The sequence below is a fragment of the Curtobacterium sp. APC 4022 genome (genome assembly GCF_030407555.1).
In the GTDB taxonomy this organism is placed as follows: domain Bacteria; phylum Actinomycetota; class Actinomycetes; order Actinomycetales; family Microbacteriaceae; genus Curtobacterium.
On sequence record NZ_JASDDD010000034.1, the window covers coordinates 1 to 17,724 of the forward strand.

Below are 17,724 nucleotides of genomic sequence, written 5' to 3' on the forward strand. Positions count from 1 at the left end.
CGAACCGTCGTTCCGAGCGTGCCGGAGCGACGCTTCGTGACCGCTCGACGGAAGTGAGCGGGGTGTTGTGACCGGTCGGCGTCAGACCGCGGGCAGGCGGACGGCAGGCGGACGGCGGCAGGCGTCAGGCGCCCGGGGCGCCCGGGGCGCCCGGGGCGCCGGACCCGCCCGGCGCAGCCGCCGCCGGCTCGTCGCGGACGAACGCCATCAGCACCAGCCCCGCGATCAGGACCACGACGACGCCGAGGATCCCGTACCGCGTCGACCCGCCGATCGTCACCGCGACCCCGAACAGCGCCGGCGCGATGAACGACGCTGCCCGCCCGGTGGTGGCGTAGAGGCCGAAGAGCTCGCCCTCGCGGCCGGGCGTCGCGAGCTTCGCCAGGTACGCCCGGGAGGACGACTGCACCGGCCCGACGAACATGCAGAGCCCGAGCCCGAGCACCCAGAACGACGCCTGCGCGGACCCGGCGAAGAACACCGCGGTGCCGAACACCGACAGGCCGACCAGGGACACCATGATGAGCGGGCGGGACCCGAACCGGTCGTCGAGCCGTCCGGAGACGACGGTGGAGATGCCGGCGACGACGTTCGCCACGATCGCGAACATGATGACGCCGGACGAGCTGAAGCCGAACACCTGCGCGGCGATGATCCCGCCGAAGGTGAACACGGCGCCGACACCGTCGCGGAACACCGCGCTGGCCAGCAGGAAGGCCAGGACGTTCCGGCGGGTGCGCCAGAGCCGCGCGATGTCCCGTCCGAGGTCGGCGTAGGCGGACCAGAGGGACCCGCGGCGGCTGGGGTCGGCGGGCGCCTCGGGCACGACGACGAACAGCGGGATCGAGCTGACGGCGAGCCAGACCGCGGCGATGCCGATCGCGACCCGCACGTCCCACTGCCCGGAGGCGACCGTCGCGGGCAGCTGCAGGAGCCCGCCCTTGCCGTCGACGCCGAAGTCCTGGATGCAGAGCACGAGCAGGACGATGAGCAGCACGATGCCGCCGAAGTACCCGGCGGCCCAGCCGATCGCGGACACCCGCCCGGTCTTCGGCCCGGTGGCGACCTGGCCGAGCATGGCGTTGTAGCCGACGCAGGCGATCTCGTACGCGACCGTGCCGATGCCGATGAGGGCGGCGCCGAGCACCAGGTACGGCTGCTCGGGGGCGACGAAGACCATGCCGACGATCGACAGGACGATGCCGATCGTGGCGATGAACACCGAGCGCTTCCGGTGGCCGGACGTGTCCGCCAGCCGGCCGATCGCGGGCGCGACCAGGGCGACGACGAGGCCGGCGATGGTCAGCGCGGTGGAGACCGTCGCGGCGTTGTGGGCGAGTTCACGCTCGACGGCGGCAGCTGCGGTGGCCGAGGAGCCCTCGGCCCGGACGAGGGCCGGGTCGACGAACGCCCGGCTCGCCAGGTAGGTGCTGAACACGAACGTGGTGACGACGGCGTTGAACGCGGCAGAGCCCCAGTCCCACAGCGCCCAGGACAGCAGTGCCCGACGCCGGACGGGGGTCGGCGGTGCCTCGGCGGTCGTCGGCGTACCGGTCATGGCGGAACCGTAGCGCCTCCGGGTGTCCGCCGAGGTGTCCGCCGCCACGGACACCGCAGCGTCCGCTGGCACGGACGGGAGGCCCGGCTCACCGCCGCAACGTCTGTTTCGGGTACTCGCCGAACCGCTCCGCGTACGCCCCCGAGAACCGCCCGAGGTGCGCGAACCCCCGGCGCGTGGCGACCTGCCCGACCGAGACCGTCCGGGAGTCGCGGGCCAGCAGCTCCTCGTGGACCCGGTCCAGCCGGACCTGCCGCAGGTAGTTCAGCGGCGACAGCCCGAACGTGCGCCGGAACGCCTCCTGCACGCTGCGGACGCTGAGCCCGGCGACCTGCGCCAGGTCGGTGATCGTGATCGGGTCGTCGGCGTGCGCGTGGATGTGCTCGACCGCGGCACGGAGTTTCGCCTGCCGTGGGTGCAGCAGCTCCGCGGGCAACTGGTCGAGCTGCGGCGGGACGACCCGGAGGAAGGCGTCGACCGCCTGCCGCTTGGCCTCGTGCCAGACGAGCGAGCCGGTGCCGCCCTCCCGGAGTGCGCGGGCGAGGGCACCGAGGGAGTCGCGCCACTGCCGGACGGCCAGGGCGTCCGCGGGCCGCAGGTGGTCGAAGCGCATCTCACGGGCGCCGACGTCGAAGCGTTCGGCAGCGACGTCCCGGACGAACCCGCGGTCCAGGTGGACGAGCTGCTGGTCGTAGTCGGTGGCCACGAACACGACGTCGCGGTGCGCCGGGAAGAGCATCGGGTGGCCGATGCGTAGCGGGACACGGTCGCGCAGGGTGTCGGGCGTGCCGGAGCCCGCGGTGAGCCAGCTCATCACCAGGTCCTCGCTCGGCACGGACGCTCCGCGGAGGAAGCCGTTCATGGTGGACCGGCGCATCGAGACGTCGGAGTCGCCGACCGCCGTGTACCGGTAGGAGAACTCCCCCTCGGTCCGGCGCGACAGCCAGTGCTTGCCGGAGTAGATGCCGGCGAGGTCACGGACGGCGGCGTCGGGGTCGGTGCCGGCCACCTCGAACCGCACGGGGACCGCGATGTCGGCGAGCGCCTCCCGTCCGGTGGCTTCCCGGGTCTCCTCGGGCTCGGGGGCCAGCGACTCGCTCACGGGGTCACCGCACTGGGTCGGGAACCAGCGGTATCTGGATATCCTTGCCGCGAGCATGCCGGTCCCCACTCCGGCATGCCGTGACGCACGGAGGAGGGCATCCGGTGAGCGACCTCGACGTGATGGGTGCCCTGACCCGTCTGGAGCAGGCCTCGACCGCGCTGCGCAACCGGCTGCGCGACCGGACCGGCGTCTCCGGCACGGACCTGTCGGTGCTGCAGTACGTGTGGCGTGCGAAGTCGGGCGAGCGCTCGGTCCGGGTGAAGGACCTGACGTCGCACCTCGGGCTGACCGGCCCCGCGGTGACCGGCATCATCGACCGGCTGGAGCGGCAGGGCATCCTGCAGCGCGTGCCGAACCCGGAGGACGGTCGGAGCCGGTTCATCGAGCTGACGCCCGGCCAGGAGCAGGTGTTCGCAGCGGCGCTGGACAGCACCAACGAGCAGTTGCACGAACTCCTGTCCTCCTTCTCGGAACGAGAGCGCCGACGCCTCGTCCGCATCGTCGACCGCATCGTCGTGGCGCTCGACGGCGGGGTGCCGCCCACGTCGTAAGGCAGGTTAGGGGCCTCTCGGTTCGTGGGCGAAGGAATTGTCCACGCAGCGCGGATGGGTAACTTCTCTACCTACTTGCGCGGGCATGGCTCCGAACGCGGCCGTACCGTCGGAATCGACCGGGACTCCCCTCGCACAGGGGTCACCGCCGACGGGAAGGGACACCATGGGCCTGTACGAGACCGAACCGGGCGTCGATCCGGTGCGCATCACCACCATCCGCCGCCTGCGCCGTCGCTGGAAGCACGGCGAGCAGCCCACTGAGGACCAGGGACTGTTCGACGACCTCTTCGTGGCGACGACGAAGCAGCGCTGACACTGCACCTCGGACGCAGCTGCGTCCACACCGACGGGAGGCCCGTGGCGGGATCGCCACGGGCCTCCCGTCCGTCGTCGTGCCGAGCCGCACCCGTGCCCGCCGAACGGGGGCTGCATGCGGACCGTCCGCGCTGGGTAGCGTCAGGAGGGCGGACGCACCCGACGACCGCGCGGGTGTCGTCCCACCAGCGACCCCACCGAGGGCGACGATGCCCGCACCGACGAAGAGGGGCACGATGTCCACCACCACCGGACTGGGAACACTGAACGTCGCCACGATCGTGGCCGAGGGCGCCCGACGGCACCACACCAAGACCGCCGTCGTCACCGCGTTGCCCGACGGCGTCCACGAGTTGACGTACGGCGACCTGTGGGAGCGGGTCCGGCAGACCGCCGGGGGCCTGCGCGCCCGCGGCGTCGAGCGCGGCGACCGGGTGGCGGTGATGCTGCCGAACGTGCCCGAGTTCCTGGTGGCCTACTTCGCCGTCCTCGCGATGGGCGCCGTCGTCGTGCCGATCCACCTGCTGTTCAAGCGTGAGGAGATCACTCACGTCCTCAGCAGCTCGGGCGCACGCGTGCTCATCGCCGCCGGGTCGGTGCTCGGCGAGGCCGGACCCGCAGCGGCCGACACCGGGGCACTCGTCGTCGGCGTGGCTGCCGGCGAGGACGTCCTCTCGCTGACCGCGCTGGCGTCGGAGGGCGAGCCGCTCGACGCCGTCGTCGCGACGAACCCCCTCGACCCCGCCACCATCCTGTTCACCAGCGGCACGACCGGGCAGCCGAAGGGCGCGGTCGGGTCGCACTTCGCGCTCGTCGAGCAGGTCAACGTCTGCATCATCGACGTGTTCGACCTGCGCGAGGAGGACGTCGTGTTCGGCGGCCTGCCGCTGTTCCACACGTTCGGCCAGACCGTCGTGATGAACACGACGCTCCGCCGGGGCGCGACGATCGTGCTGCTCCCCCGCTTCGACGCGGCCACCGCGCTGCAGCTCTGCGCGGAGCAGCAGGTCACGGCGTTCCTCGGGGTCCCGACGATGTTCATCGCACTCCTCGGAGCGGCCGACCAGCACGACGCCCGACCGCCGTTCCGCTGGTGCGTCTCCGGCGGCGCCGCGCTGCCCGCCGCCGTGCTGGAGCGTTTCGAGTCGACCTTCCAGGCGCCGATCCAGGAGGGCTACGGCCTGACCGAGACCTCCCCCGTCGTCTCGGTGGTCCCCCGCGGCGTCCCGGGTCGCGCCGGCAGCGTCGGCCCCGCGGTCTGGGGCGTCGACGTCGTCGTGGCGGACGCCGAGGTCGAGGGACGCATCGTGCCGCTGCCGGTCGGGGAGCCGGGCGAGATCGTCGTCCGGGGGCACAACCTGTTCCTCGGCTACCTCGACGACCCGGAGTCGACGGCGGCCGCGATGGCCGACGGGTACCTCCGCACCGGCGACATCGGCGTGCTCAGCGAGGACGGGTACGTCAGCATCGTCGACCGCAAGAAGGACCTGATCCTGCGGAACGGCTACAACGTCTACCCGTCCGAGGTCGAGGCGGTGCTGCACCGGCACGAGGACGTCGCCTCGGCCGCGGTGTTCGGCGTCGACCACCCGGTGCACGGGCAGGAGGTGCACGCGGCCGTCGTCCTCCGCGACGGCGCCACCGGATCCGACGGGGTCGACGCGTTCGTCCGCGAGCGGATCGCCTCGTTCAAGTACCCGCGGGTCTACCACGTGGTCGAGGCACTGCCGCTCGGGCCGAGCGGGAAGGTGCTGCGGCGGGAGCTGACCCGGCAGCACGGCGGCTGAGCGCCGGGACCGGTGCCGGACCGGACCACACGACGGACGGGAGGCTCGTCACCAGCTGGTGACGGGCCTCCCGTCCGTGTCGGGGCCGGGCTGGTGCCGGACTGCTACCGGTCGTCAGCTGCTGGCGGTCGCCAGCCGCTGCCGGGTGTCAGCGCGGGATGACCGAGAACAGGAACTTCCGCCGGATCATGTACCAGCTGAGCAGGATCAGCGCGGTGTGCACGGCGGTGCCGATCCAGACGTTGCCGTAGTCGAGGGGCAGCGACGCGATCACGAGCGCGAAGAAGACCTGCCAGACGAACACGTAGAGGCTGGCCTGGCCGAGCGGGATCCACAGCCACCCGATGACGGCGTTCACGGGCTTCCAGAACACGGTGAGGATGGCGTACGACACGATCGCGAAGAAGGCGATGTCGATCAGACGGCCCCACTGCAGGTCCACGCGCTGGTACGCGGTGTTGTAGAGGTCCTGGTACATCGTCGCCGGGAACGGCGTCGGCGTGAAGTCGAAGCGGTCGCCGGCCCAGACGTAGACCAGGAAGGCTGCGTACCCGCAGATCAGCACGCCGATCAGGACCTTGCCGAGCCGGCCGGTCAGCGCCCGGGTGATCTGGCGTCGGTAGTACCCGAGGACCAGTCCATGCGTGAAGACCACCTGCCAGGTCAGCAGCGGGAACACCGCGTCGAACTGCGAGTTCAGCGGTTTGAAGTCGGGGTTCACCGCCTGGAAGACGTAGAGCGCCCAGCTGACGACGAGCAGCGCCCACCAGTAGCCGCGTCGGATCACCCACATGAACACCGGGATGAACAGGCTGAGCACCACGAACAGGCCCATGATGTTGAACGGCCAGGGGCCCATCTCGAGCAGCAGGAACTGCCGGATCGCGTACCAGGGCGGCGGGTACGCCAACAGCTGCATCGCGTTCGGGTACAGGTCGTAGACGCGACCTTCGGCCTGCACGCCGTCGAGACCCGTGCCCCGGTCGGTGAAGGTCGTGATCGCGTCCGTGTTCAACAGCGGGACGAAGCTCAGCGCGAAGACGATGAGGATCACCGCGAGCGTGACGAGGTACTGCTTCCGGGCACGCTTCCACGCCCCGATCGCGGACGCCCACTCGCCGAACCGGGCGATGCCGAGCGGGTAGACCATGCCGAGCACCATGCCGGAGAGGAACACGAACATCTCGGCACCGGTGATCGCGCCGACCGCGTGCAGCGTCAGGTACGAGTACGGGCCGGAGACCTCGATGTGGGTGATCACCACGGCGAGGATGATGAACCCGCGGAACAGGTCGAGTCGCAGATCGCGCCCCGGCTTGCCGTCGTCCGGGTAGCGCCAGCTGGGCACGAGCCGTCCGACCAGCCCGCTGACCACGAACACGAGCGCCAGGCCCGCCGCCAGCCAGACGATCCACGCCATCTGGTCGCCACCGGTGTCGAGCTGCTGGTTCGTCGCGGCGGCCCCCTGCTGCGGGGTGACCCGGTCGGTGACCGGCCCGAACACGAACTGGTCGGCGTCCTGCAGGTCCGTGCGGAACGACCCGGCGATCCCCGGAGCCTTCGCGAAACGCCAGTCGGCCACGCGGTTGCCGGCCTCGGGTTCCCGACGGTTCGCCTCGATGTACGTCACCCCGCGGATCTCGGGGGTCTCCCGCACCTCGGCGAACACCTGCCGCCACCAGCTCTGCTTCACCTGCAGCTCGCCGGCACCACCGAGGGAGTGGTCGTAGAGCGCGCCCGTGTCGAGCAGCATCGGGCGGTCGCGGTCGACGGCGAACCGGTCGACGAAGGACCGGGGCTGCTGCTGGTCGTAGCCCCAGCGTTCGGCGAAGCGCTGTGCGACCTCGTCCGACGCCGGCACGTCGTTGCGCGTCAGCGGGACGTCACGGCCGGCTGCCTCGGTCGCCTTGCCCTTGCCGAAGAAGAACATCGACAGGCCGACCCAGTCGACGGACGACGCCCCGGGCCAGTACGGCTCGTAGGGGTCGTCGGCGGCGGTCAGCCGGCCGTCGCCGTTGGTGTCGAGCTTCTCGGTGTCGGTCGCCGACAGGTCCGCCAGACGGCCCGCGGACGAACCGAACGGGTAGCCGGCGCCGTAGGAAGGCGACCACACCATGCGGGCATCCGAGTCCCCGGCGTGCACCTGCTTCGCGACCGTCCGGAAGGCCCGCACGAACTGCGTCGGCTGCTGCCCCCAGCGCACCCACGTGCCGTTCATCTGCGGGGCGAAGCGGACCAGGAGCTGGGTGTCGTACTGCCGGTGGGCCCGCTCGAACAGGGTGTTCGCGTGACGGGCATCGGCCGTCGTCAGGGACCCGAGGGACTGGTCGGGCACCAGGCTGACGACCAGCACGGCACCCTGTGCGGCGGCGGCCCGGGTGGAGCGGAGGAACTGCTGCTCGGCCCGCCCGTCGACGGGGTAGGCGATCTCGACGCCGTACATCGAGGGGGTCGCACCGAGGCGGCCCTCGTAGCCGTCCGGAGCGTCGGAGCCCCAGTCGAGGTCCGGGCCGAACCAGGTCCGGCCGGTCGGCGGGTCGACGGCGCCGGTCGGAGCCGTGCTCGGGGCCTTGGTCGGAGTGCTCGTCGCGGCGGCCGTCGGGGGGCTCGTCGCGGCGTTCGCCGGCAGGGCTCCGCCGAGCAGGAGCACGCCGATGACCATGAGGAAGGCGACGACCCGCGCCCCGAGCTGTGTCACCGGTCGCACACCAGCACCCAGACGTTCCGCCCACCCTCGTGGTGGTGTTCGAGGCGGTCGAGCGCCGCGATCGCCAGGGCCAGGCCGCGCCCGCCCTCGTCCTCCGGGTCGGCCATCGTCACGGCGCTGAGGTCGATGTCCACGGGCATGCCGTTGTCCGACAGCACCGCAACGAGCTCGGTGTCGTGGGCGGTCAGGTCGAGGACGAACCGACGCCCCTCGTGCGGGTCCGACCGGCGGGTGTGCTCGATGACGTTCGCGGCGACCTCCACCAGGGCGGTCTCCAGTCGGAACCGCAAGGTCGGGTCGTCGATCCCCTGGCCGTCCCACCACGCGGCGAAGGTGTCCTGCACGGTGTCGAGCGACGCCGGGACCGCGGGGACGTCGATGCTCGCGTGCGTGCTCACAGAGGTCCTCCGACCGTCGTGGACTCGTGTTCCAGGGCCACCGGGGCGTCAGGGCCCTTGTAGCGGACCGCCCGGATCACGATGCTGAAGATGAAGAGGTCGAAGACCACCCAGGCGGTGTTCACCAGGGGCGCGATCCCCTCCGCCTGACCGGTCAGGTACCGGATGCCGATCATCACCAGAGCCGCGGCGAGCGCCGCCATCGCGATGAGCTGCGGCTTCACGAGGTCCCAGCGCGGCTTGGCGGCACTGGCGTCGCGGACCTTCGGCGTGACGCGGAAGCCGAGCGGCCGTCCGCGGAAGACGTTCTCGAACGCGCTGGTGACCGACTCGATCCAGACCGGGAAGAGCGCCAGCGAGTACTGCTGCCCGCGCCACGTCGGTCTGCCCGCGGCGACCACCCAGAACAGCAGCTGGTTGAGCACCAGGAACGGGATGAGCCGGGCGAAGAAGTCGGTGCTGTACGCCTGGACCGGCACGACGCCGAACGACAGGCAGAGCACCGGGGCGGCGATGTAGACGACGGCGGCGAAGCCGGACAGGTAGCTCCACATCGTCGAGAAGTACATCAGGCGCTGCCCGAACGACAGGCCCTTCTGCACCAGGGGGTTCTCGCGGAAGAAGACCTGCATGGTGCCCTGTGCCCAGCGGAGTCGCTGCACGAGCATCGTCTCGAGGTCCTCCGGCGCGAGCCCCTTCGCCAGGATCTCGTCGTGGTAGGCAGACCGCCAGCCGAGGCCGTGCAGACGCATCGCCGTCGCCATGTCCTCGGTCACCGAGATCGTGGCCAGCGGCATGATCGCCTGTGCCTCGTCGTCGCGGTTCACGTCGAGCGCCCGGGCGAGCACCGCGATCGACTCGATCGCGGCCACCGGCGACGCACCCCGCTGCCCGAGGACGTCAAGGGCGGCGTCGTCGAGGCCGGCGAACGTGTTCGCGTCGGTCGACATCGCCGCGAGCTCCTGGAGGTCCGCGCGGACCGACTCGAGGTCGGCGGCGGCGAACCGGAACGCGATCGCGTCGATACCACGCTGGAAGCGGTAGGTCACGTCACCGAGCGGCTCGCCGGACGCGATCTCGTCCCGTGCCCGGTCGACGACCGCTTCGGCGTCGTCGAGGGCGACCAGGACCCGCTCGTCCGTCTCGGTCTCGCGTGCCCGGCCCAGGAGCTTCTTCGCGGTCTTGATGGTGCGCTGGACGCTCGTCTCGACCTCCCGCACGTACCGCGTGATGCCGAGCTGCATCAGCGCCTCGCGCCGGAGGATCGCGTTCGACCCGCAGAAGAACGCGGCGTTCCAGCCGTCCTTCGACTGCTGGATCGGTCCGTAGAACAGTGGCGCCTGGCTGCCGAGCGGGTCCGAGTCGGGCACGTTCTCGAACCACTGCGGGGTCTGCACGAGCGCCATCCGCTCGTCCTTGAAGTAGCCGAGGGTGCGGTCGAGGATCGAGGGTTCCGGCACTTGGTCGGCGTCGAGGATGAGCAGGAACTCCCCCTGCGTGGCGAGCAGGGCGTTGTTGAGGTTGCCGGCCTTGGCGTGCCGCGGACGGTCCGCCCAGTCCTTGCCGCGGGTGATCACGCCGAGCCCCGCGGCTTCGGCGGCCGCACGCATCTCGGGGCGGTTGCCGTCGTCGAGCACCCAGGTCGTGTGCGGGTGCGTGATCGCCTTCGCCGCGAGGGCAGTGCGCATCACCAGGTCGATCGGTTCGTTGTACGTGGTGATGAAGACGTCGACCGTGACGTCGGTGCTCGGCTTCGTCGGGGGCTCGCCGCGCTCGCGGAGCCTCCACGCCCCGAACGCGAAGAGCACCGAGTCGATCACGCTGTACGTCTCGGCGAGGATCAGTGGCACGGCGATCCACCACGAGTGCCAGTTCACCGAGGCGATCCAGCGCCAGCCGATGTAGTTCAGGCCGGACACCGCCGCGAGCACGGCGACGGTCCGGACGGCCAGGAGTCGGCGGCGGGGCGTGCCGACGGTCAGTCGACGACGGTCGCGTCGACCGACGTCCAGCGCCGTCATCGGCGCACCCCTGCTGACCCGTCGCTGCGGTGCACGGCGTCCCTCCTGATCCCCGAATTCCCGCGCACGCGGTTGCCGCGCACGGGTGTCCCATCCGGTGCCGTCGATGGATCCAGGGTCCACGGGCGGCGCCGTCCGCTCGGCGTCGTTCGGGTCGACTCCGGCGTGCTGTCTTGTCTACCGCAGCGGGGCGACACCTGTCAGCAGGATGCCCCGATCTGGGGACGCCGGAGGTGCTGCTCGACGATGTGCAGGACGGGCGGTCAGAACGGCAGGTGCCGGAGCCACCAGGCCTGCGAGCGGATCCGCGCGACCAGCTCGGTGAACGTCCCCGACCGCTCGAGGTCGGGTCGGCCGTCGTCGTGCACCAGGTAGCGATCGGAGAGCCGTCCGGACCCGGCCCCGAGCAGGGCCTCGAGATCTCGGAGGGCCGCGTTCCGATCCGCTCGGTCGAGTGGGACGTTCCGCAACCGGTCCGCGGCGGCCTGGAAGCGCTCGGCGTTGCGGCCGCCGACGTCGTCGACCTCACGCACGAGCGGCACGATCGCGTCGACCGCATCCGCCAGTCGTTCCACTCGCCCCCGCACAACGCGAGCCTAGACTCGCCCCATGTTCGGACGAGCACGACGTGACGCGGAACCGGTCGATCTCAGCACGCTGGCACCCTGGCAGTCGGACGGCGTCTCGGCGCAGTGCGTGCCGCTGCCGATCGGCTTCAAGGGCAAGACCATCCCGGGCGTCATGGTCTTCGACGGGACGGTCTCACCGGTGTTCGCGGTGCGCGAGGTCCAGCAGCTCGTCGACCACGACCTCAACACCGTCGAGAACGTCAACCAGCCGCCGATCGCCTTCCTCATGTGGCCGGACGACGCCGCGGACGACTCCATCGCAGGGCATTGGCTCCGCGGTGCGCCGGCGGAGAGCCTGACCCTGCTCGTCGAGCCGCTGGAGGTCCCGCCGACGGTGCAGCTGCTGGGACCGGCACTGAAGTCGTTCCGCGAGTGGGTGCACACGCTTCCTCGCTGAGCGCAGGTCAGGCGCGGCGACGCTCGACCATCCACCGCAGGTGCGCGCCGAAGACCGACCCCGCAAAACTGCTGGTGATCCACGGCAGCAGGGCCACATCCCACCCGTCCAGGACACGGGTGAAGAGGATCATCGCGCCGAAGATGCCCACCACGAGGAGCAACGACGCAATCACCGGTCGGAGCAGTGCGAACACACTCCCTGCCCAGATGAGTCCGGCGACGAAACCCACCGCCAGGTACGGAGCGAGAACGTCGGCGTGCCCGCCCGCGATACCGATCGGGACCCCGATACCCACAACGAGCAGGCACGCCGCCGCGATCAAGTTCACCGGATGCTGTCGCTGTCCGCGCCAGCGCTTTGTCTGTGTCATTTCGGGTAGTACCCAATGTTCTGGAGCGTGTGGTGCGCGGTGTCGGTGACGATGCCCGTGACGCCGCCGACACCGGCAGACGCGTTGAGCCTGATTGCGTTGGCACCCCCGCTGAACACCCCGCTCAACGACCGGACGTTGTTCACAGCCAGGTTGTTCAACGAACTGCTTGACGACTGACCGCCAGGGACCATCGTGCCACCCGCTCCCATCGCAGCGTTCCACGTCGCGTCCCAACCCGACAGCTGCTTCCCGCTGACGAGGTCACCGGCTGCGCCGCCCGTCACGCTGCTGCTGGCGCCGAACCCGAGCGTCGCCATCCGAGCCGTCATCGAGTTGGTGGCCTGCCCGAACCGTTGCGCGAAGGTCCCACCGGCCGGGCCTGCGAGACTCCCGAGAGCGGAGCTCGCGCCACCGCCGACCATCTGGCCGACGAACTCGCGGTTGTCCCACTTTCCGTCGTGGTTGATCGCGTAGGACACCCCGCTGCTCGCGGCACCGGCGACACCGTTCACTGATGCGTTGACCGTCGCAGCGCTGACCATACGTGACGCTGACGCGGCAGTGGCGGCGCGCGCTGCGGCACGGCCTGCCACCATCATCCCGCCGCCGCCGAGGGCGCCGGTGATCCCGCCGACAGCCGTGTCGACAGCGACCTGGCCCCAGTCGACGCTGCCCTTCGTCGCCTTCTGGGAGGCGGTCGAGATCGCGCCGCTGACCATCGCGCCGGATGCCGCCATCAGCGCGATGCCGGCCGGACCGCCGACGCCGGTCGCGAGCAGCGCGACACCGAGGATGACCCCGGCGCCTCCGACGACGCCTGCCGCCACGTACTCCCAGTGACTGCCGTGCTCGTCCTGGTACGCCTGCAGGTCGGCGTCCGTCGCCGGCCGGAGCCCGAGCGGGTCGACAGCGTGCAGCGGGTCGTTCCCCGCGTAGGCGTAGGGGTTGCCGGACCAGGCGGTACCGATGACCGGCGGCAACGGGTCGACCGACAGGAACCCACGGGCCGACGGGTCGTACACGCGGGCACCGAGCCACTCGAGCCCTGCGACGGCGAGCCCGCCGGTGGCGGTCAGGTCGATCCCGGCCGGGAGGCCCGTGGCCGCGTCGAGCGCGCTCCACGGGTCCGCCGTGTCGGTGGCGCGGGCAGCTCGCCACGTGGGCTGGGCCCAGTCGTCGCCGACGGCCGTGATCCCGCCCGGCAGGCCGAGGACGTGCACGCCGCCGATCGACAGCAGCGACGGGGTCGGGGACGCGGTGTCCCACCACGTCTCGGCGCCGTCGACCTCGAGCGGTTCGCCGAGCACGTCGACGCGGAGCCGGTGCACGCCCGTCTCGGTGTACGCGGCATCTCGCTCGACGACAGCGCTCAGGTGTCCGAGGTCGTCCCACGCGTACTCGGTGGTCGTGCCGTCGGCGGCCGTTCGGCGGACGCGGCGACCGAGCCCGTCGGAGACGTACTCGACGCGTTCGCCCGTCGCGTCGTCGGTGCTCGCGAGGAGCGTGCCGGCGGCGTCGTGCTCGTGCCGGCGCCCGGTGTCACCGACGTGCTCGGCGACGAGGCGACCGGCGGCGTCGTACGCCCACGTGGAGGACGACCCGTCCGGGTGTCCGGCACGGACGAGCTGACCGGCCTCGTCGTGCTCGTAGGTGGTCGTCAGGCCGCCCTGCACGACGGCGCGGATGCGGTCCTCGGCGTCGTGCTCGATCCGGGTGGTGTCGGCGCCGTCGGTGGTCGTGGTGGTGTGAGCGACCAGACGGCCGTTCTCCCAGCTCCAGGCGTGCACGACGTCGCCGGCCGCGGCCTGGATGGGGCGTCCGGCCGGGTCGAGGACGAACGAGACGACCGGCAGGCCCACCCGCTCCACGGCGACGAGCCGACCGGCAGCGTCGCGACGGTAGGTGGTGCGGGTGCCGTCGGGCTCGGTCCGGGCGGTGCGGTTGCCGTCGGCGTCGTACTCCCACGTGACTGACCGGTCCCCGCGGCTGCGGCGGACGAGCAGCCCGCGGCCGTCGTGCTGGAGTTCGTGGTCGAACGCGCGGCCGTCCCCGCCGCTGTGGTCGGTGACCACGACGGTGCGGGCGGCGCGGTCGAAGCGGACCTCGGACACGGTCCGTCCGTCGACCGCGACGGTGTGCTGTCGCCCGGATGCGTCGAACGACCAGGTGGTGGTGTGCCCGTCGGGGTCGGTCTGCCCGGTCTGGCGGCCCGCGGCGTCGTACGTCGCCGAGGTCGCACGACCGAGCGGATCGGTCACGGCGACGACACGGTCAGCACCGTCGTACCGGTGGGTCGTCACGCCGCCGAGCGGGTCGGTGACGCTCGTCACCCGGCCCCGGAGGTCGTGCGTGAACCGGGTCACGCCGCCGAGTCCGTTGACGGCCTCGACGAGCTGCCCGGCCGCGTCGTAGCGGAACCGCCGCTGTCCGAAGCGGACGTCCTGGGCGCTGACGAGTCGACCGGCGGCGTCCCATCGGTAGCGGGCCGTGCCGGCGCCGGGGGTGCTCCGCGTGGTCACCCGCCCGACGGCGTCGTACGCGGTGCGCTCGACGTCACCGGTCGGCAGGGTCCGGGTGACGATGCGGCCGTCGGCGTCGTACCCGAGCTCCGTCCGCGCGCCGAGCGGGTCGGTGCTGGCGGACGGGCGTCCGCAGACGTCGTACTCGTAGGTCGTCCGGGCACCGGACGGGCTGACGACGGCGAGGACACGGCCGGCGAGGTCCCGCTCGAAACGGGTCAGACCGCCCTCGCCGTCGACCAGCTCCACGGGTCGGCCGCAGCGGTCGTAGGTGATGAGTTCGGCCTGGCCGTCATCACGGGTGGACTCGATCGGCCGGCCGTACTCGTCGTGGCGGACGATCGTGGTGCCGAAGGCGTCCCGGAGCGTCGCGACGCCCGTCGTCACGTCGGTGTCGCCCTCGACTCGGACGCCGGTCGGGTCGGTGACGCCGGTGAGCGCACCGTTCCGGTCGTGGTCGCGTCGCCAGACGTTGCCCTCGGGGTCGACGGTCTCGCGCAGCCGGGACAGCGGGTCGTGCACGAAGCTCCAGCGACCGCCGTCGGGCAGGTCGAGCGCGGCGACGTTGCCGAGGTCGTCGAACGTGCGGGTGACGGTGCGTCCGAGCGGGTCGGTGGTGCGCTCGGCTTCCCCGTTCGCCCCGTAGCCGTAGGCCGTGCGGGCGCCGGTGGGGTCGGTCACGGCAACGATCCGGGAGCCCTCGTGTTCGAAGGTCCACTCGGCGCCGTCCGCGTCGCGTCGGGAGGTCAGGCGGCCGGCGGCGTCGTACCGGTACTCGGTGCGGGCACCGGAGGGGGTGGTCACCGCGGTCCGTCGTCCGGCGGCGTCCCGCTCGACGCGCAGTACGTCGCCGAGGGCGTTCCGGGTCGCCACGAGTTCGCCGTGTTCGTCGTGCTCGAGCTCGACGGTGACGCCGGTGGGGTCGACCGCGCGTCGGAGCAGTCCGCGCTCCCAGGTCAGTTCGCTGCGCCCGCCCTCCGGGTCGACGACGACGGACGGGTCGCGCTCGTCGCCGGTGTACTCGTAGGTCACGACGGAGCCGGTCTCGGTGACGACGGTGGTCACGCGGTCCTGGTCGTCGTACCCGTAGGTGATGTCCGCACCCGATGGCGTGACCGTCCGGGTCCGCCGGCCACGGTCGTCGACCGCGTGCACGGTGACCGAACCGTCGCGGTCGGTGACCGAGACGAGGCGACCACGGGCGTCGTAGTGCATCGACTGCCGTGCGTCGTCCGTGTCGACGACGCCGACGAGCCGGCCCTTCGCGTCCGCGATCCACGTGTTCGACCGGGAGCCGCCCGGGTCCGAGACCACGGTGACGCGGCCGGGCAGGTAGGCGAACCGGACGGTGCGGCCGTGCGGGGTGACCTGCTCGACGACGCGACGGTGGCCGTCGTAGGTGTTGCGGGCCTCCACGACGCCGTGCTCGTCGACCACCGCGACGACCAGGCCGTCGTCGTCCCACTCGTAGGACCGGGTGCCCGTTGGACCGTGCACGTGGGTGAGCTGTCCGGCGTCGTCGTACTCGTACTCGACGCGACGGCCGTCCGAGCCGCGCGCCACGACGACCCGGCCGTCGAGCGTCTCGACGTCGATCCAGCGGCCTCGCTCGTGCGCCAGCCGCGACACGGTCCCGTCGGCGCTCCGCTCGACCCGGACCGTCGTGCCCGGGCCGGTGCCGGCTGCCAGCCAGGTACCGGACGGCGTGAACGCCCACCAGCCGCCGTCGGAGTCGCGGACGACGAGGCGTTCGCCCTCCTGCGCGAGTCGGGCGTACTCGCCGACGGCCTGGTCCCAGCCGTCGCCGTTCCGCGGGAACCGGAGCACGCGGCCGTCCGCCTGCGTCAGGGTCGCGCCCTCGTCGTCGACGGCCAGCGCGGTCTCGAGCACGGACGCCCAGCCGCGCCCGAACACGCCCACGCGGTCGTCGAGCGAGTTGTACATGCGGGTGAGTCGGAGCTGCTCGGACGCCCCGGTGAACCCGAGGTCGAGTTCCGACTCGAGGAAGTTGCCGGTCGCGGTGTTCACCGGGTCGAGCGAGTAGCCGGTCGTCGGCGGGGCACCGAAGGCCTGCGGCGGCTCGATCGTCAGCCCGGACCGGTCGGCGGACACCCCGGCACCCTGCAGCGCGGCGGCGAGGGCGACGTCGGACACCGTGGACACCGTTCCGCTGCCACCGGCGGCCTCGAACGCGGCGGCGACGGTGTTCGCCCACGTGACGTCGGCGTCGTTCGCGGTCAGCCAGCCGTCGATCGCGCTGGCGACGCCGTGCGCGCTGATGGAGCCCCACTTGCAGCGGGACGCGAAGTCGTCGAGCTTGCCGCGGAGCGCCGAACCACGGCCGGTCAGCTGCCCGTTCAGGTCCCCGGACCCGGTGGCGAAGGACCGGAGGTCGTCCGGTCGAGCGGACGAAGTCCCACCGCCCCCGCCGCCACCGGAGCCCGGCGTCGGCGTTTGCCGTGTGCCCGCGGGAGGCGTGCTGGACTGGAACACCGGCTCGGGTTCGGGCGCTTCCGACGGCGGCTTGTCCTCGCCGAACAGCCAGTCGTGACCGACCTCGAGCAAGTTGCGGTCGTCGTGCTCCTTCTGCCAGTCACGGGCGCGCTTGCGACGCGCGTTCTCCTGCTCGGCGGCGGTCTTGAGGATCCGGACCCAACCCGCGACCTCGCGGAGGGTCCCGGTCAGCCGGGTGGCGTCGGTCGCGGCGGTCGTCGCGTTCTGGCCGAAGAGGTCGGCGAAGTGTCCGCGGAAGTCCGTCGCGGCGGTCGTGACGTAGGACGCGCGACTGGCGGACTGCCCCTCGATCGTGTCCGCGGTCGACGTCAGCTCGGCGATGAGCGCGTCGGCGGTCGCGTTGTCGAACTCGAGTGGTGCTGCCCCGTGCAAGTCGCTCATGTCCCGTCCCCCGGTCGTCGTCCTGGTCGTGCTGGTCGTAGTTGTCGTACTTGTCGTCCCGGGAGCTCAGCCCGCCCCCACAGACGACAGCGGCCCGGTCCGTCGAACTGGTCGACGGCCCGGGCGCTGCGTGAACGGCTGCTTACGCGCCGCCACCCGCCGTGAAGATGTCCTGCGAGATCTTGTCGAGCTGCGTGCGGAGCTGCTCGAGTTCGGTCTTCGCCTTGTCCAGCGCAGCCTTCGTCTCGGGCCAGGTCGACCCACGGAAGTTCGACGCCAGCGGGCCGTCCCACACGTTCGAGTCGGACAGCACGCGCCCCTGGGCGTCGAGCTGCGAGATCTGGTCCGTGAAGCCACCGTTCACGATGGACTGGATCTGGCGGATGGCGGTCTTCGCCTGTTCGGTCGAAAGCACACGCGACATGGTGAACCCCTCTTCTTCTCTTCGTACCTGCACCCCCGC

The 17,724-nt window shown here is 71.6% G+C and carries 13 protein-coding genes; 4 read left to right on the plus strand and 9 right to left on the minus strand.

Annotation, left to right across the window (positions count from 1 at the left end; genetic code table 11):
- Nucleotides 1-124: 124 nt before the first annotated feature.
- Complete coding sequence (locus QL987_RS11345) at nucleotides 125-1,558, minus strand: MFS transporter (protein ID WP_290157747.1); 1,434 nt, start codon at nucleotides 1,556-1,558, stop codon at nucleotides 125-127.
- 88 nt (nucleotides 1,559-1,646) lie between these two features.
- Complete coding sequence (locus QL987_RS11350; protein WP_290157748.1) at nucleotides 1,647-2,660, minus strand: helix-turn-helix transcriptional regulator; 1,014 nt, start codon at nucleotides 2,658-2,660, stop codon at nucleotides 1,647-1,649.
- A 104-nt stretch (nucleotides 2,661-2,764) separates the two neighbouring features.
- On the opposite strand from QL987_RS11350, the gene QL987_RS11355 reads away from it, so the two are divergent.
- The 3 genes from QL987_RS11355 to QL987_RS11365 all read left to right on the plus strand — a co-directional run bounded on the left by QL987_RS11355 (nucleotide 2,765) and on the right by QL987_RS11365 (nucleotide 5,319).
- Nucleotides 2,765-3,214, plus strand: coding sequence for a MarR family transcriptional regulator (locus tag QL987_RS11355; RefSeq protein ID WP_111075823.1), 450 nt, complete (start codon nucleotides 2,765-2,767; stop codon nucleotides 3,212-3,214).
- A 166-nt stretch (nucleotides 3,215-3,380) separates the two neighbouring features.
- Nucleotides 3,381-3,530: a hypothetical protein gene (locus QL987_RS11360; protein WP_181421545.1), complete on the plus strand. Its 150-nt coding sequence runs from the start codon at nucleotides 3,381-3,383 to the stop codon at nucleotides 3,528-3,530.
- A 238-nt stretch (nucleotides 3,531-3,768) separates the two neighbouring features.
- The gene (locus QL987_RS11365) at nucleotides 3,769-5,319 is read left to right on the plus strand and encodes an AMP-binding protein (RefSeq protein ID WP_290157749.1); all 1,551 of its coding nucleotides are present in this window, start codon (nucleotides 3,769-3,771) and stop codon (nucleotides 5,317-5,319) included.
- A 148-nt stretch (nucleotides 5,320-5,467) separates the two neighbouring features.
- Here QL987_RS11365 and opgC read toward each other — a convergent pair whose 3' ends face one another.
- The 4 genes from opgC to QL987_RS11385 all read right to left on the minus strand — a co-directional run bounded on the left by opgC (nucleotide 5,468) and on the right by QL987_RS11385 (nucleotide 11,032).
- Nucleotides 5,468-8,017: an OpgC domain-containing protein gene (gene opgC, locus QL987_RS11370; protein ID WP_290157750.1), complete on the minus strand. Its 2,550-nt coding sequence runs from the start codon at nucleotides 8,015-8,017 to the stop codon at nucleotides 5,468-5,470.
- Nucleotides 8,014-8,424 carry an ATP-binding protein gene (locus QL987_RS11375; protein WP_111075821.1) on the minus strand — a complete coding sequence of 137 codons (411 nt, stop codon included), beginning with the start codon at nucleotides 8,422-8,424 and terminating at the stop codon, nucleotides 8,014-8,016. The genes opgC and QL987_RS11375 overlap by 4 nt, the downstream gene beginning before the upstream one ends.
- Nucleotides 8,421-10,445, minus strand: coding sequence for a glycosyltransferase (locus QL987_RS11380; RefSeq protein ID WP_290157751.1), 2,025 nt, complete (start codon nucleotides 10,443-10,445; stop codon nucleotides 8,421-8,423). The genes QL987_RS11375 and QL987_RS11380 overlap by 4 nt, the downstream gene beginning before the upstream one ends.
- Nucleotides 10,446-10,708: 263 nt before the next feature.
- A complete protein-coding gene (locus tag QL987_RS11385) occupies nucleotides 10,709-11,032 on the minus strand; it encodes a hypothetical protein (RefSeq protein ID WP_290157752.1) in 324 nt (107 codons plus the stop codon).
- Between the two features lie 22 nt (nucleotides 11,033-11,054).
- On the opposite strand from QL987_RS11385, the gene QL987_RS11390 reads away from it, so the two are divergent.
- Nucleotides 11,055-11,471, plus strand: coding sequence for a hypothetical protein (locus QL987_RS11390; protein ID WP_290157753.1), 417 nt, complete (start codon nucleotides 11,055-11,057; stop codon nucleotides 11,469-11,471).
- Between the two features lie 7 nt (nucleotides 11,472-11,478).
- Here the strand turns inward: QL987_RS11390 and QL987_RS11395 are convergent, their stop codons facing one another.
- From QL987_RS11395 to QL987_RS11405, 3 genes are all read right to left on the minus strand, one after another.
- Nucleotides 11,479-11,802 (minus strand): hypothetical protein, encoded by a 324-nt coding sequence (locus tag QL987_RS11395; protein ID WP_290157754.1) that lies wholly within the window; start codon nucleotides 11,800-11,802, stop codon nucleotides 11,479-11,481.
- 38 nt (nucleotides 11,803-11,840) lie between these two features.
- The gene (locus tag QL987_RS11400; protein WP_290157756.1) at nucleotides 11,841-17,261 is read right to left on the minus strand and encodes a DUF6531 domain-containing protein; all 5,421 of its coding nucleotides are present in this window, start codon (nucleotides 17,259-17,261) and stop codon (nucleotides 11,841-11,843) included.
- Between the two features lie 142 nt (nucleotides 17,262-17,403).
- Nucleotides 17,404-17,685: a pyrophosphorylase gene (locus tag QL987_RS11405; RefSeq protein WP_111075815.1), complete on the minus strand. Its 282-nt coding sequence runs from the start codon at nucleotides 17,683-17,685 to the stop codon at nucleotides 17,404-17,406.
- Between the last annotated feature and the right edge of the window lie 39 nt (nucleotides 17,686-17,724).

Coding starts and splice junctions, on each gene's coding strand:
- QL987_RS11380 (WP_290157751.1), bottom strand. CDS start 10,445: ATGACGGCGCTGGACGTCGGTCGACGCGACCGTCGTCGACTGACCGTC.
- QL987_RS11405 (WP_111075815.1), bottom strand. CDS start 17,685: ATGTCGCGTGTGCTTTCGACCGAACAGGCGAAGACCGCCATCCGCCAG.
- QL987_RS11390 (WP_290157753.1), top strand. CDS start 11,055: ATGTTCGGACGAGCACGACGTGACGCGGAACCGGTCGATCTCAGCACG.
- QL987_RS11400 (WP_290157756.1), bottom strand. CDS start 17,261: ATGAGCGACTTGCACGGGGCAGCACCACTCGAGTTCGACAACGCGACC.
- QL987_RS11345 (WP_290157747.1), bottom strand. CDS start 1,558: ATGACCGGTACGCCGACGACCGCCGAGGCACCGCCGACCCCCGTCCGG.
- QL987_RS11365 (WP_290157749.1), top strand. CDS start 3,769: ATGTCCACCACCACCGGACTGGGAACACTGAACGTCGCCACGATCGTG.
- QL987_RS11360 (WP_181421545.1), top strand. CDS start 3,381: ATGGGCCTGTACGAGACCGAACCGGGCGTCGATCCGGTGCGCATCACC.